Annotated in this window: 10 protein-coding genes; 5 read left to right on the top strand and 5 right to left on the bottom strand. The window is 66.3% G+C overall.

Annotation, left to right across the window (positions count from 1 at the left end; genetic code table 11):
* From AKJ09_RS48800 to AKJ09_RS48790, 3 genes are all read right to left on the bottom strand, one after another.
* Positions 1-1,752, bottom strand: a complete 1,752-nt coding sequence (locus AKJ09_RS48800) for an amidohydrolase (RefSeq protein ID WP_146654720.1) — start codon at positions 1,750-1,752, stop codon at positions 1-3.
* Positions 1,753-1,772: 20 nt separating this feature from the next.
* The gene (locus AKJ09_RS48795; RefSeq protein ID WP_146654719.1) at positions 1,773-2,957 is read right to left on the bottom strand and encodes a hypothetical protein; all 1,185 of its coding nucleotides are present in this window, start codon (positions 2,955-2,957) and stop codon (positions 1,773-1,775) included.
* A 283-nt stretch (positions 2,958-3,240) separates the two neighbouring features.
* The gene (locus tag AKJ09_RS48790) at positions 3,241-4,317 is read right to left on the bottom strand and encodes an MJ1255/VC2487 family glycosyltransferase (protein ID WP_146654718.1); all 1,077 of its coding nucleotides are present in this window, start codon (positions 4,315-4,317) and stop codon (positions 3,241-3,243) included.
* 51 nt (positions 4,318-4,368) lie between these two features.
* Between AKJ09_RS48790 and AKJ09_RS48785 the strand changes: the two genes are divergently transcribed.
* A complete protein-coding gene (locus AKJ09_RS48785; RefSeq protein WP_146654717.1) occupies positions 4,369-5,421 on the top strand; it encodes a hypothetical protein in 1,053 nt (350 codons plus the stop codon).
* Positions 5,422-5,427: 6 nt separating this feature from the next.
* On the opposite strand, the gene AKJ09_RS48780 is transcribed toward AKJ09_RS48785, so the two are convergent.
* On the bottom strand, positions 5,428-6,327 hold the full coding sequence (locus AKJ09_RS48780; protein WP_146654716.1) for a YncE family protein: 900 nt from the start codon (positions 6,325-6,327) through the stop codon (positions 5,428-5,430).
* 310 nt (positions 6,328-6,637) lie between these two features.
* On the opposite strand from AKJ09_RS48780, the gene AKJ09_RS48775 reads away from it, so the two are divergent.
* Both AKJ09_RS48775 and AKJ09_RS48770 read left to right on the top strand, forming a co-directional pair.
* Complete coding sequence (locus AKJ09_RS48775; protein WP_169928578.1) at positions 6,638-7,618, top strand: SH3 domain-containing protein; 981 nt, start codon at positions 6,638-6,640, stop codon at positions 7,616-7,618.
* Between the two features lie 204 nt (positions 7,619-7,822).
* Positions 7,823-9,055: a S1 family peptidase gene (locus tag AKJ09_RS48770; protein WP_146654714.1), complete on the top strand. Its 1,233-nt coding sequence runs from the start codon at positions 7,823-7,825 to the stop codon at positions 9,053-9,055.
* Here the strand turns inward: AKJ09_RS48770 and AKJ09_RS48765 are convergent.
* Positions 8,999-9,805: a GNAT family N-acetyltransferase gene (locus AKJ09_RS48765; protein WP_146654713.1), complete on the bottom strand. Its 807-nt coding sequence runs from the start codon at positions 9,803-9,805 to the stop codon at positions 8,999-9,001. The two genes, AKJ09_RS48770 and AKJ09_RS48765, sit on opposite strands and share 57 nt — an antisense overlap.
* Before the next feature lie 229 nt (positions 9,806-10,034).
* On the opposite strand from AKJ09_RS48765, the gene AKJ09_RS48760 reads away from it, so the two are divergent.
* Positions 10,035-11,507, top strand: coding sequence for a dihydrolipoyl dehydrogenase family protein (locus tag AKJ09_RS48760; protein ID WP_146654712.1), 1,473 nt, complete (start codon positions 10,035-10,037; stop codon positions 11,505-11,507).
* 293 nt (positions 11,508-11,800) lie between these two features.
* Complete coding sequence (locus tag AKJ09_RS48755; protein WP_146654711.1) at positions 11,801-13,570, top strand: ABC transporter ATP-binding protein; 1,770 nt, start codon at positions 11,801-11,803, stop codon at positions 13,568-13,570.
* Positions 13,571-13,592: the final 22 nt, after the last annotated feature.

Below are 13,592 nucleotides of genomic sequence, written 5' to 3'. Positions count from 1 at the left end.
CTACCTCTTCGGCGCGGCTTGCCCACGCTGGTAGATCGTCTTGCCGCCCTTGATGGTCTCGACCACCGCGATGTTCTTGAGCGCATCAGGACCAACCTCGAGCGGATTGGCGGAGAGGATCACGAAGTCGGCCGCGAGGTCGGGTTTGAGCATGCCCTTCCGGTCCTCCTCGCGCGACTGCCAGGCCGCCTCGACGGTGACCGCGCGAAGAGCCGCGTCGATGCTCACGCGTTGCTCGGCGCCGAGCGTCTCGCCGCTGCGCGTGATGCGCGCGGTCGCCGCCCACATGGCGCCGAGGATGTCGGGAGGCGCGATCGGCGACTCGTTGGCGAAGGTGACGCGGAGGCCGTGCTGGAGTGCGGACTGGGCTGGGACCAGGCGGTTTGCGCGCTCGCTACCGAGCACGGTGCGATCGAAATCGCCCCAGAAGTACGTCTCGGCAGCGAAGAACGATGGCGTCACGCTCAGCTCTTTCATGCGCGCGAGCTGGGCTTCGGTGAGCACCTGTCCTCCCACGAGCACGGGCCGGTGGTCGAACGTCTTCGGTACGAACTTCGAGGCCGCCGCCACGGCGTCGAGGAAACGATCGGCAGCGGCGTCGCCGGTGACGTGTGCGACGACCTGGAGCCTTCGCGAGAAGGCGGTGCGAAGGTAGTTGGCCAGCACGGGATCGGTCAGCGCGGGCATGCCTCGATAGTCCGTGCCTTTGCCCTCGGGCGGCGTGGCGTAGGGCTCGTTGAGGAAGGCGGTCTGCGTCGGAAGTGAGCCGTCGACCACGAGCTCGAAGCCGCCGACCTTGAAGTTTCCTCGATAGACGCCGAGCGATTGAGCGACGGATGCGCGCTCCGCTTCCTCGGCGATGGGATACGCGACGACGTCGATCTTCAGTCGGCCTGCGAGGACGGCGTGATTGAACAGTGCCATGTCGGCGGTGGTCGTTCCCCCGTCTTTGGCCGTGGTCACGCCGAACGAGGCATAGAGATCCTGCGCGCGGTCGAGCATCGCGAGCCGCTCGTCCATCGGCACTTCGGGCATGGCTGTCCTGAGTGTGATGACCGCGCGCTGCTGGACGATGCCCGTCGGCTCCTGGCTGCCCGCTCGACGCACGATCGTTCCACCTGGCGGATCGGGCGTCCCGGCTGTGATCTTCGCAGCCGCGAGGGCTGCAGAGTTCGCCGTCATCTCGGTCCGCGTGGCGTGGACGAGCGCGATCGGGACGTCTTTCGAGACCGCATCGAGTTCTTCGCGTGTGGGGGCGCGCTTGTCGACGAGCTGCGATTGATCGTAGCCATCGCCCACGAGCCACCGACCCGGAAGGACGGGGCGTGCGGCCATCGCTTTTCGAAGCTCGCTCTGGATGTCGGCAATGGAACGCACGGTGCCGAGCGGTGGCGGCGACAGGTTCACGTGGTCGAGGCGTGTGGCGACGTTGGTGATCGAGCCGTGGGCATCGATGAAGCCGGGCAAGAGTGTCTTGCCCTGGAGGTCGACGACCTTGGTGTCGACGCCGCGGCGCTTCATGGCCTCTTCACGCTTGCCGACCACCATGATGCCGCTCCCACGCACGGCGACCGCTTCGACCGTCGGGAGCTTCGGGTCCATCGTGAGGATGTGCCCGCCGACGAAGATCGTGTCGGCGGGCTCGGGCGCCATCGTGAGAGGCTGCTCCTGGATCTTCACGTGCGGAGTGCACGATGCAGCGCACGAGAAGGCGAGTGCGGTGACGACGACGAACACTTTCGACCGGTACATCTCGGCTTCCTTTCGCCTCGTCACCAAACGTACCGAAGCACGAGTGAGGTGGTGTCGCTCGTGGGCCGTGAGGACTCCCCCACATTGGTCTGAAGCGGCGCGAGACCGAGCTGAATCTGGCCGATGAGACCGAGCTGCAGATGACGCTGGCCGGACCAGTAGATCCCCGCGGCCAGGTTGTGGAAGGTGTCAGTGCCCGTCGATGCCACGAGCTGGGTCGTCGCCGGCGCGTTGACCATCTGGTACTCGACCATCGCTGCGAGCGGCAGGAACTTGATTCGCGGCGCGAGGTCGACGCTGAAGGCGGCGCCGACGTCGAACTCGAAGAGTCCGCGGTTGTTCTCGAGTCGCGTGTTGGTCGCGAAGTCGTAGGGCTCCACGCGGAATTCGTAGCGGCTGAGTGCTACCTCGAGCTGCAGGCCGAACATGTCGCCGAAGGCCTGCGCGCCGACGAGCGAACCTCGCACGTCGAGCGTCTGGATGTTCGTCTTGATGAGCTGGCCGATGTTGCCGTCGACGACATCCTCGACGGCGATGGGCTGGTTCGTCGCGCGTAGCAGCGGCGCGAGGCTCGTCACCACGCCGCTCGAATAACCCGCACCGATGCGAGCGCCCACCTGCGTGCCGCTGCTCTCGAGTCGCAAAAGACGGAAGAGGAAACCGAGTCTTCCTTCGTAAGCGTAGGTTGCGCCGTTGTAGACAAGCGCGGGGACGTTGCTGCCGATGAGCGTACGGCCGCCGCCGACCGCTTCGACGCTGAGCCAGTCGGTGAGCTTGATGCCGAGCTCGATGCCGATGCCGAGACCGAAGAGCTCCAGTTTGATCGAAGGATGATCGGGCACGTCGGTCGGCAGATTGTCGACCGTGTAGTTGCGGATGCCGCCCCGGATGCCGACGAACGACGTGACGAAGGCCGACGGAATGAGCTGCGGATAGAGGAAGGTGTGGCCCTTCAGCGTGCGGTTGCCGAACTCCGCGTGCTCCTCGTCGATGCAGGGAACAGGCACGCATGGAGGAGGAGCACTCGCGGGGTCAACTGGTGGGGCAGACGTCGGAGTCGTGCTCGCCTCCGGTGACGCGCTCGGGGACCTCGCTCCGGGGCTCTCGTCCGTCGCCTGGACGGCCATCGCCGCTGCGCTTTCGGCGGCTGCGCCCGACCGCAGGTGGACGATGGCAGGGAGGACGACGGCGAGGTTCGTGAACACGATGGCTCCTCATGGAACTGGCCCCATGGAGAGCTACGTCGTGTGGACCGCGTTTCAATTGGACACGAGGTCGCGTGCGTTCATGCGAAACGCGATGCCAGCGTCGATATGTGTGCAGGAGACGTGAAGCAGCAGCTGCCGACGATCGTGGTGCCCGCAGCGACTGCGAGGGGTCTCTTGCGCGTGCGGAACGTGTTCGTGCGATGTACGGTCGCTCCGGCGCGCGCATCGTCCGCGTGAATCGCGAACGCTCGCTCCTGAGCTCGAGCCCTAGAGAATGCCCCTAGAGAACGCCGGCCTCGGCCTTGTCGAGCCACTCGTCGAGGGCGCCGAGGACCTCCTTGTTGCCGTTTTGCGTGTAGCTCGCGAGCTTCGCCTCGTACGTCGGGAGGGCTGCGACGAAGTCGAGGATGGTCTTCGGATCGTCGAGGTTCGCGGCATAACGCCCGTAGCCTTCGAGCTCGAGGTAGCGCGCGTTGAGAACCTGCTCGAACTGCCGAGCGAGCGGCACGGCGAGCATTGGCTTTTGGAGGTACACCGCCTCCCCCATGAGCGTGAAGCCGCCGCCGGCGATCACGGCGCGACTCGAGGCGAGGTCGTCGATGAACTTGTCCTCGCTGAAGGGCTGGAAGCGTAGGTTGCCGTCGACCTCCTCCTTCGCGAGGTTTCGCTTCATGCCGTAGATCCGGCACTCGAACCCGGTCCGTCGCAGCGTTTCGGCGAGGCTCTGGTTGCCTTCGCCCGTGGTGTAGACGAGCAAGTGCTCACCCGCGCGGCGATTCGCGTTCAGGATCTCGGGGCGGAGAATCGGTGGGAAGAGGCGCGTCTTCTCTTTGCGAACCGGCGGCCGGAAGAACGTGGTGATGAAGTACTCGTCGCAGAAGGGGAGCTTGCTCTTGATGAAGGTCTTGGTGAGCTGGAACTCCGCGGCATGCCCTTCGATGATCGGCTCAGGCAACGTGCAGCGATTGATGATCTGCATGTTGTCGATCGACAAGATGGGGAGCCGGTGCGTCTTCGCGTAGAGGTACGTCCACGATTCGAAGTCGCTGATGACCGCCTGCGGACGAAAGCTCGTGAAGATGTCGAAGTAGGCGGCGATGTTTTTCGGCAGCCCTGTCGCGCCGCCAACGACGTTCGAGAGCGCCGTCTTGCCGATGCGCACCTGGTTTTCCTCGTAGATCATGTGCAAACCGTGGATGCGGTTCACTCCGTCGAAGCGCTTCGACAAGAAATCCACGGCGCGGCCCGAGGCCATGATCTCGACCTCGTGATCGTGCGAGACGAGATGCTCCAGAATGACCCTGGACCTCATCGCGTGCCCCATACCCTCGCCCACCACGCCGTAGAGGATCTTCATCGGCACGAAGTGTATCGTGAGTTCGACCCGCCGTGAGGCGAGAGCGACGGCATGACGACGCCCAGCAGCAGCCATCGAAACATCACCCATCGGATCTACGTCGAAACGCTTCCGTACGACGCGCTGGTCCGCCCTTCCACGGTCGCGCTGCTGCGTTGCTACGCCCTCGACGTGGTGGTGGCCGTGCGCCCCTGGCAGATGCGTGAGTTGCCGCCGGTCGTGCGGATCCTCCGCGATGCGGGGCTCCGCGTGTCGGTGTGGCCGATGCTCGCGGACGACGATGGGCGATGGGCGAACGCCCGAAACGCAACCGCGTTCGCGACGATGGTACGCGCGGTCTGTCACGCGCTCGATGCCGAGAAGTCACCGGCCTCGGAGATCCTCTTCGATCTCGAGCCACCGTTCGGCGAAGCCCAAGCGCTGACGGTCGCAACGGACTCGAAGCGTCCGTTGACCGTCTCGCGCGTGCGGTCGAGCGTGGTGGCCCTCGCCGAAGGCGCCATCGCACCCCTGCGGCCTTCGGCGCGCCGCTCGTTCGAGCGTGCGAAGGCGATTCTGGCCAACACGGTGCGCGAGCTCGGCGATCGGGACATGAGGGTGTCGTCGGCGGTGTGGCCGCTCGTGGCGCTCGATCGTCCCGCGCACGACACGTGGCAGTCGCTCCTCGGCACTCCGGTCGACGCGCTCGTGATGGACCGCGTGAGTGTGATGCTCTACACGACCATCTTCGAAGGTTGGTCGCGAGGCACGGTCCGTCGTCGCGACGCACTCGCGCTTCTCGCGGCAGCTTGCGACCGGACGGTTCGACGCTTCGGGGCGAGGGCAGGGATCTCCCTCGGGTGCGTCGGCACGGGCGCGTTCGAAGACGAGCCGGTCTATCGGAGCCCCGAGGAGCTCGCCGTCGATGCGGCCGTCGCGCGCGCGTCGGGATGCACCGAGCTTTCGCTCTTCGATCTCGGCGGCGTCCTGTCGCGTGGGCCGGCAGAAGCGTGGCTCGATGCCTTCACGTCGCCGAACCTCGAACCGGTCGTCCTGCAGACGGCGCGCGTCTTCGCTGCTCGTCGCATGGCGCGCATGGCGACGTGGGCGCTCGCGCTCCGCTGAGCGCGCTCACGAAGTCGGAGGACACGTTGCCGAGCGGTACTCGACGCCGTCGTCGGTGCGCACGGCATAGACGATGGTGCCGTCGTCACCCACGGCGAGGTCGCGCAAGCTCTCTTCCGGAGCGGCACTGGCGGGGAGCGTCACACGCCCGATCACGTGGCCGTCGCCGGGAGCGAGGCATGCAACGCTCGTGGTGGGCGGGGAGTCGTAGGCGATGCCGAGATAGATGGTGCCACGTCCGTCCGAATCGAGCAGCGCGATCGATTGCGCGGGGCGCGGGAACTGGATCGTGCGCGCGAAGCGAAGCGCGCCCGTCTTGCGATCGGTAGCGTTGACGAACGCTCGGCCCTCGATGGGCGACGACAATCCGGCCATCAAGAGCAGTGCTCCGTCTTTGCTCGGGCGACCCGCGAGCGAGGGGGCGTTCGGATCGACGGCTCGCGCGTCGAGCGTGCCGATGGGAACGAGCGAGCCGTGCTCCTTCTCGACGTAGATGGTGCGGTCGTCGACGAACACGCCGGTGACGAGGCCTGGCTCTCCGGCACGTGACCCGAGAGGAAGCTCGCCGATGGTCCGGCCGCGTGCGTCGATGACGGTGACGTTCTGTCCGCCGAGCCTGTCGAGCAGCACGGCCGAACCGTCCTTGGCGAGCGCGAGATCTTGCGTCGTGCGCGATACGTTCGTCGTCGCGACGACGCGCCCGCTCCCATCGAAACGGACCAGCTGGCGATTGACCTGATCGAGAACGACCAGCTCGTCGCCCGCGCGCGCGAAGCTCATCGGCCCTTCGGGATTGCCTTCGGCAGGCCGCTCGTGACCGAGCTCCCCGCTTCCCGATCCCCATCGAGCGCGCAGCGTGGGATAGCGCGGCGCGTTGGACGATGCGACGGCGGAGGGGTGGATCACCGAGTTACCGGGTTCACTCGATGACACCGTGTGTGCGGGCGATGGCAACGTGCTCGTCGCAGTCTTCGATAAGGACTTCCCGGCGTCGCTCGCGCCGGAAAACAAGGTCGCGCGAGTGACGAAGATGGCAAGCAGCGCACATCCCGAGAACAACAGTAGCGTGACTTTGAAACGTGTTCGCACGAGCAGGTCCTCGCGTGATCAGCCCACGATGTGCGTGATGAGCGTCGTCACCTCTGCGTCTCTTGCGAGTGCAAAAGCGCTCCGTTCGCGAGCGGTTGCGTATGTTCGAAGCCTGCACACGAACCTCATGCAATACACTCGCTTCATCAAGATGGCTCGGTCCCTTCGCGTTCGTGTGGCATCGCTCGTCGTGTTCGGCAGCGTCGTCGCGTGCTCGTCGGCCGACACCAACGAGCTCAACGGCGGCCCTGGCGGAGACGGTGCCGGCGATCCGTCGAACGGCGAAGCCGCAGCCAACGGCGACGTGGGCGACGAGGGCGACGGCCCGCTCGTCGGCACCGACGATACGCCGGGCGCCACGGTGCCGGGCGACGATGCCGGCTTCACCGCCGACGAGACCGCCGAGACCACGGCCGATCTCAACCTGCGCAGCGGCCCGGCGACGACGTTCTCGATCCTCGCCGTGATCCCGCAGGGCGCGGTCGTGACCATCCTGAACCCGACGCCGACCAACGGCTTTCTCAACGTCTCCTGGAACGGCATCAACGGGTGGTGCTCGGCGAAGTATCTGTCGTCGGCGACTGCGCCGAGCACCGGAGCTACCCCTGGCGACGCCGTCGACGTGAACGGCCCGTCTTCGCCGGCCAATGCGCTCGCCCGCGCGAAGCTCGCCGTCGGCTTCTCGTACTACTGGGGTGGCGGCGCTTGGCTCGAAGCCGGTGTGTCCAAGAGCACCGCGGGGGCGTGTTCGGGTTCGTGCCCCAAGTGCACGCACTCGGGCAAGTACGGCGCGGACTGCTCCGGCCTCGTTGCCAAGGCGTGGCAGTTCGGCCCCGCCGCTCTCGCCACCAACGGCCATCCGTACTCGACGGGCGACTTCGTGAAGGACTCGGCCGGCAAGTGGTCGACGGTCTCGCGTGGTGCGCTGAAGGCAGGCGATGCGCTCGTGTACAACTCGGGCAGCGCCGGCCACATCGTCCTCTGGGAGAAGGGCGACGGCTGGGGCGCGTCGACCGTGTACGAGTGCCGAGGTTGCAGTTACGGTTGCGTGTACAATACACGCACGTTCGGCACGAGCTTCCACGGAATCCGCAAAGCCGGCTTCTGAGGACGCCGCGATCCGCGCGCCGAGCCGTTCGCGCCGACCCGTCGGAGCAGGCAAAAAAAACGCTGCGGACGTCGAAATAATCTCTGAGTGGAGCGACGTGCGCGCTGCTCACTTTCTGCTACACACCTTTCGCCTCGTTGGTGCGGCCGCGCTCGTTCTTCGCGCTTGCCTCGCCGACGACCTCACGGCAAGCACCCCATCCGAATGAACGCCCCCCGCAGATTCTTCCTCACGGCTGCTGCCGTCTCTTCGTTGCTGGCTGGCGTGGCATGCTCGTCGGCGCCGCAAACCGAGTCGCTCGGGCAACAGAGCTCCCCGATCATCAAGGGGACGAACTCGGACGCTTCACAGGACGCTGTCGTCCTCATCATTCACTACGATCCCGCAGCGGGGTCGTTCGGCGCGTGCACCGGAACGCTCCTGGCGCCGAAGCTCGTTCTGACCGCGCGCCACTGCGTGGCGGACACGGACGAGTACGCCGCGTGCGACGGCGACGGCACCCCGCTCGCTGCGGGCGTCGTGAAGAAGAACAACAAGCCCGAGACGATGTACATCTTCACCGGGCCGAACCGCCCGGACTTCAGTCGTGGCGACGTCTCACCGGCGGGACGGGGCGCGAAGATCATCGACGATGGTGGCAAGAATCTCTGCAACCATGACATCGCGCTCATCGTCCTGAAAGAGCCCATCACCGACGTGCCGATCGCGCCGGTGCGCCTCGACGACGAAGTGACAGTCGGCGAGGTGGTGACGTCCATCGGTTGGGGCGTGACCGAGAAGACCATCGAGCCCAGCGTTCGCCAACAGCGCAGCGGCGTCGGGGTGGTCGCCGTCGGGCCGGACAAGAACGGCAGGCCTCCCGTCCCGCCGAACGAGTTCGAGGTTGGAGAGTCGATCTGCTCGGGCGACAGCGGTGGTCCGGCCGTCGCCGAGTCGGGCGCGGTCATCGGTATCGTCTCGCGCGGTGGCAACAGCGAGCCGCCGGATCAGAACAATCCGGCCAAGAACTGCGTCGACGGCCTGAATCTCTATACGAAGCTCTCGCCCTTCAAGGACGTCATTCTCGGCGCCTACGAGGCGGCTGAGGCGGAGCCGTGGCTCGAAGGACAGCCTGATCCGCGCAAGGCCACGGCCGGCACCGCTTGTACGGACGCGTCGGAGTGTCGTTCGAATCTCTGCCTCTCCGATCCGGATCAAGGCGGAGCAACGACGTGCGCGCAGGACTGCGCCGAAGTCGAATGCCCCGAAGGCCAGGTCTGCACGGCCGAGGGTGACGTGAAGGTCTGTCGGCTTCCGCCCGGCAGCCGCACCAAGACGGTCACCACCACCTCCGGTTGTTCGGCGGCACCGGCCAGCCATGGCAACGCCTCGCGCTGCGGTCTACTTCTCGCCGTCGCGGCTTTCGGGCTCGCCTTCGTTCGGCGCCGTCGGGTCTGACGGATCGTCGGACTTCCGCTCGCTCTTGGTGAGCGGCGGCAAGAGGCGCCGGAACTTGACGGCCATCGTCTGGGCGGCGCCTCGAAGGACGTCGAGCAGGTTCGGCGATGGCGCCGGCGGCCCGAGCTCGATGTCGTAGCTGATCGTTCCAGCGTACTCGTCTTCGACGCCCGCGACGATGCGCGGCGGCTCGCTGGTCGGCGTGGACGATGGCTTGCCGCCGGCGGCCTCGAGGATCGCGCGCATGCGAGCGTTGTCGGCGAGGACGTCGGCTCGGATCGTCCGGATGTTGCGCACGCGTGCGGCGCGCTCGAGCTCACGCAGGAGCAAGGAGCCGATCCCCTTGCGCTGCATGTCGTCGGCCACGGTGATGGCGGCGTCGACGACGTCCGGTGACTCGTCGAGCACGATGAAGCGCGCGACGCCGACGCCTCGCTCGGCTTTGAGGTCGGGCGAGGTGATGGTGGCGACGAGCGCGACGTGCTTCTTCTGATCGACGTTCGTGAGGTACGTGAGCATCTCGTCGGAGAGCTCGTTCACGCTGCCGAGAAAGCGAAGGTACCGCGTCTGCGGTGAGGCCTCGAGGAAGGCACGCTTGAGCTCCTCGCGGTCGTCCGGCAAGATCGGTCGAATGGTGACGGCGGTCCCGTCGGCGAGGTGTCGTGTGACACGCCACGACGGCTTGCCGGTGAAGGGAACGTCCCTTTTCGACGACGGCGACGAACGACGAGCAGAACGAGGAGCGCTCACGCGCCTACGAGCTTACAGCGCAACTCAGTTGCGCTGATTGAATAGTCAAACGGAGTTCGCGACAGACTTGCGCAAAGGACCGAGGATCTCGGGACCCTCGCCGACCGTGGGTCCCGAGATCCTCGGTCCACGCAAGTGGTCGCCGCAGTAGCAGGGAAGCCCAGCCGCACGGACACGGCCTCGTGACACGCGCAGGCCGAGACGCGTTATCCTGGCGCAGGAGGCGACGATGGCGAAGTCCACATGGGATTTGTGCGTGCTTGGTGCGGGCCCGGCGGGATACGCGGCGGCCATGCGTGCACAAGACCTTGGCAAGGACGTGATCGTCATCGAACGCGCTCGCGTGGGCGGTGCGGGCGTCCACGCCGGCGCGCTGTCCTCGAAGACGATGTGGCATCTCTCGAACGACTTCGCGCTCGCCCAGCGAAGCGACCGAGGATACTGCGCGAAAGCAGGCTTCGAGATTTCCTACCGGCGCGTGATCGAGTCGGTGCGCGCCGCGGTGAGCGAGCGGGAAGGGTACTTCGACAAGCAGCTCGACCGTTTGGCGGCTTCCCGATCCGGCGGAGGCAGCGTCTCGCTCGTGCGCGGCACGGCGAAGTTCATCTCGCCCCACGAAGTCGAGGTCCGCCGAACGGACGGCAGCCTCGAGCTCGTCTCGGCGTCTCACTTCGTCGTTGCCACGGGCTCGAAGCCGCGCATTCCGGACGGGCTCCCCGTCGACGGCGATCTCGTCGTGACGAGCGATCACATCGAGTCGTTTCCCTCGTTCCCCGAGAGCATGGTGATCGTCGGCGCGGGTGTCATCGGTTGCGAGTACGCGACCGTGTTCGCGAACTTCGCGAGCACCAAGATCCGCATCATCGACCGCCAGCCGCGCATCCTTCCGTTCGAAGACGAAGACGTGGCGGAGGAGGTTGCGTCGAACTTCGAGTCGATGGGCATCCTCATCCACCGCTCGTCGAAGCTCCAGGAGATGCGTGTCGTCGACGGCAAGGTCGAGTACGTCATCAGCGACCCCGAAGGAAAGACGCAGACGATCCGCGTCGAGCGCGCGCTGGTCTCGGTCGGCCGCGTTCCGAACACTCGAACTCTCGGGCTCGAGAACGCCGGCGTGCAGCTCGACAAGAACGACAGCATCGTGGCGACCCACACGCAGTCGTCCGTCTCGCACATCTACGCGGCCGGCGACGTCACCATGGATATCGCGCTCGCCAATGTCGCCGAGCTCGAGGGGCGTTACGCGGTCGAGAAGATGTTCGGACTCGACCCGCGCCCCATTCGGTACGAGGCGCTCTCGGCCATCATGTTCCTGAAGCCCGAGGTCGCGAGCGTGGGCCTGAACGAGCTCCAGGCCAAAGAGCGCAAGATCCCCTACCGGGTCGGCGTGGTCGACAATCGCCTCGTGGCGCGCAACGTCGCCATGCGGAACACGAGCGGCTTCGTGAAGCTGCTCGCGGCGAAGGATTCGGGCAAGATCCTCGGGCTTCGCGTCGTCGGACCTCAAGCGTCGAGCACGATCCAGGGCATCGCCTTCCTCATCGAGATGGGCGCCACGCTCGACGACATCGATCGCTGCGTGCACCCGCACCCGGCAATTCCCGAGGGCGTGCAGGAGTGTGCGCGCATGCTCCTCGGTCGCTCCGTGTTCAAGGTCGAGGTCTTCGGACCTGAGGGCCTGCTCCGCTGCGGGGAAGGGTGACCTTGCTTCGAGCACCGACCACTTTGCACGGACCGTGAATTTCGGGGCCCACGATCGGCGAGGGCCCCAAAATCCACGGTCCTTTGCGCAGGTCTGTCGCGAGCTCCGTTTGGCTGTTCAATCAGCGCAACTGAAGTGCGCTGTAGACCCCACCGTGACAGGAGCGGCATCGGACTTACCTTCCACCGGTAGTCCCAAGTCCCGAGTCCTCATTGAGCCCGCATCGTCGTCCCCGAGCCCCCGAAGGTCCTCGTCCCCCGCTCCACAAGGCGCTGAAAGAGAGCGCCGCGTACATGCGTCGTGCGCTTGCCCTGGTCTGGCAGTCCTCGCCGGCCATGACCGTGGTGCTGGCCGCCCTGACCCTCGCGGCCGCGGCCGTTCCTCCGTCGGTGGCGTGGGCGGGCAAGAGGATCGTCGACGCCGTGGTCGCCCGCTCGCGCGAAGAGACGCTCCGCTGGGTCGGCGTCGAGCTCGTGCTGGTGGTGCTGCAAGCGTCACTCACGCGAGGGCTCGGCCTCGTTCGCAGCGTGCTCGGCTCCCGCCTCGGAACCGACGTGAACGTCGCGATTCTCGACCGGGCTACGCGGCTCGAGCTCCGGCATTTCGAAGATCCAGAGTTCTACGATCAGCTCAGCCGCGCACGGCGTGAAGCCTCGTCGCGGCCGGTGTCGCTCGTCACCGAGAGCTTCGCGCTCGTCCAGAACGTGCTGACGCTCGCCGGCTACGCAGCCCTCCTGCTGCGTTTCAGCGGCTGGGTCGTCGCGGTGCTGATGGTGGCCACCGTGCCCGCGACCATCGCCGAGATGCGCTACTCGAAGACGGCCTTTCGTCTTCGCAACTGGCGCTCGCCCGAATCGCGTCGCCTCATGTACCTCGAGTACGTGCTCGCGAACGACGAGCATGCCAAAGAGGTCAAACTCTTCGGTCTCGGTCCGCTCTTTCTCGGTCGTTACAAGGAGCTCGCCGAGCAGTTCTATCGCGAAGATTCGCGGCTCGCGATTCGTCGCGCGGTGGTCACGCACCTTCTTTCGTTGCTTGCGACCGCAGCGTTCTACGGCTCGTATGCCGCGATGGCGCTCATGGCAGCCGCCTCACGACTGACCCTCGGCAGCATGACGATGTACGTGCTCGCGTTCCGATCCGGCCAGCAAGCCTTCCAGTCGATCCTGAGCGGCATCGGCAGCATCTACGAGCACAACCTCTACATGTCGAACCTGTTCTCGTTCCTCGACGCGGTGCCGGGCGAGGGCGTGATCGTCACGGTTCCGAAGACCGACGTGATGCACGCCGTGAACGGAGCGCCCACCGAACAGGGCATTCGACTGGAGAACGTGAGCTTCAAGTATCCGGGGCAGGAGAAGTGGGTTCTCCGCAACGTGGACCTCTTCATCCCGCGCGGTCAGAGCGTGGCGCTCGTCGGGCAGAACGGCGCCGGGAAGACCACGCTGGTGAAGCTCGTGACGCGCCTCTACGAGCCGACCGAAGGCCGCGTCTTGCTCGACGGCAAAGACGTCCGCGAATGGGATCGCGACGAGCTCCTCGCGCGCTTCGGCGTCGTGTTCCAGGACTTCAGCCAGTACCAGCTCAAGTTCCGCGAGAACGTGGGCGTGGGAAGCGTGAAGCACCTCGAAGACGCGCCTCGCATCGCGCGGGCGGCCGAACGCGGCGGCGCCGATGCGGTGGCCTCGGGGCTCTCCGCGGGCCTCGAAGCGCCGCTCGGCCGCTGGTTCCAGGACGGCGTCGAGCTCTCCGGCGGCCAGTGGCAGAAGATTGCGCTGGCCCGCGGCTTCATGCGCGAGCAGGCGGACATTCTGGTTCTCGACGAGCCCACCGCCGCCCTCGACGCCGAGGCCGAGCACGCCGTCTTCGAACGCTTCCGTCACCTCGCCGAGGGGCGCACCACGCTCATCATCTCGCATCGCTTTCCGACCGTGCGCATGGCGGATCGGATCCTCGTGCTCGAAAACGGCCGGATCGCCGAGGACGGCACGCACGCCGCGCTCCTCTCCGAAGAGAAGACCTACGCGCGCCTCTACAAGATGCAGGCGGAGGGCTACGTCTGATCGCTCCGCCGTCGCGTCGACG

It is taken from the genome of Labilithrix luteola (genome assembly GCF_001263205.1).
GTDB classification, from domain to species: Bacteria; Myxococcota_A; Polyangia; order Polyangiales; family Polyangiaceae; genus Labilithrix; species Labilithrix luteola.
Note: the sequence above shows the minus strand (reverse complement) of the source record. Positions and strands in the feature narration are given on the sequence as shown.

Coding starts and splice junctions, on each gene's coding strand:
- AKJ09_RS48790 (WP_146654718.1), bottom strand. CDS start 4,317: ATGAAGATCCTCTACGGCGTGGTGGGCGAGGGTATGGGGCACGCGATG.
- AKJ09_RS48775 (WP_169928578.1), top strand. CDS start 6,638: ATGCAATACACTCGCTTCATCAAGATGGCTCGGTCCCTTCGCGTTCGT.
- AKJ09_RS48755 (WP_146654711.1), top strand. CDS start 11,801: ATGCGTCGTGCGCTTGCCCTGGTCTGGCAGTCCTCGCCGGCCATGACC.
- AKJ09_RS48800 (WP_146654720.1), bottom strand. CDS start 1,752: ATGTACCGGTCGAAAGTGTTCGTCGTCGTCACCGCACTCGCCTTCTCG.
- AKJ09_RS48785 (WP_146654717.1), top strand. CDS start 4,369: ATGACGACGCCCAGCAGCAGCCATCGAAACATCACCCATCGGATCTAC.
- AKJ09_RS48760 (WP_146654712.1), top strand. CDS start 10,035: ATGGCGAAGTCCACATGGGATTTGTGCGTGCTTGGTGCGGGCCCGGCG.
- AKJ09_RS48770 (WP_146654714.1), top strand. CDS start 7,823: ATGAACGCCCCCCGCAGATTCTTCCTCACGGCTGCTGCCGTCTCTTCG.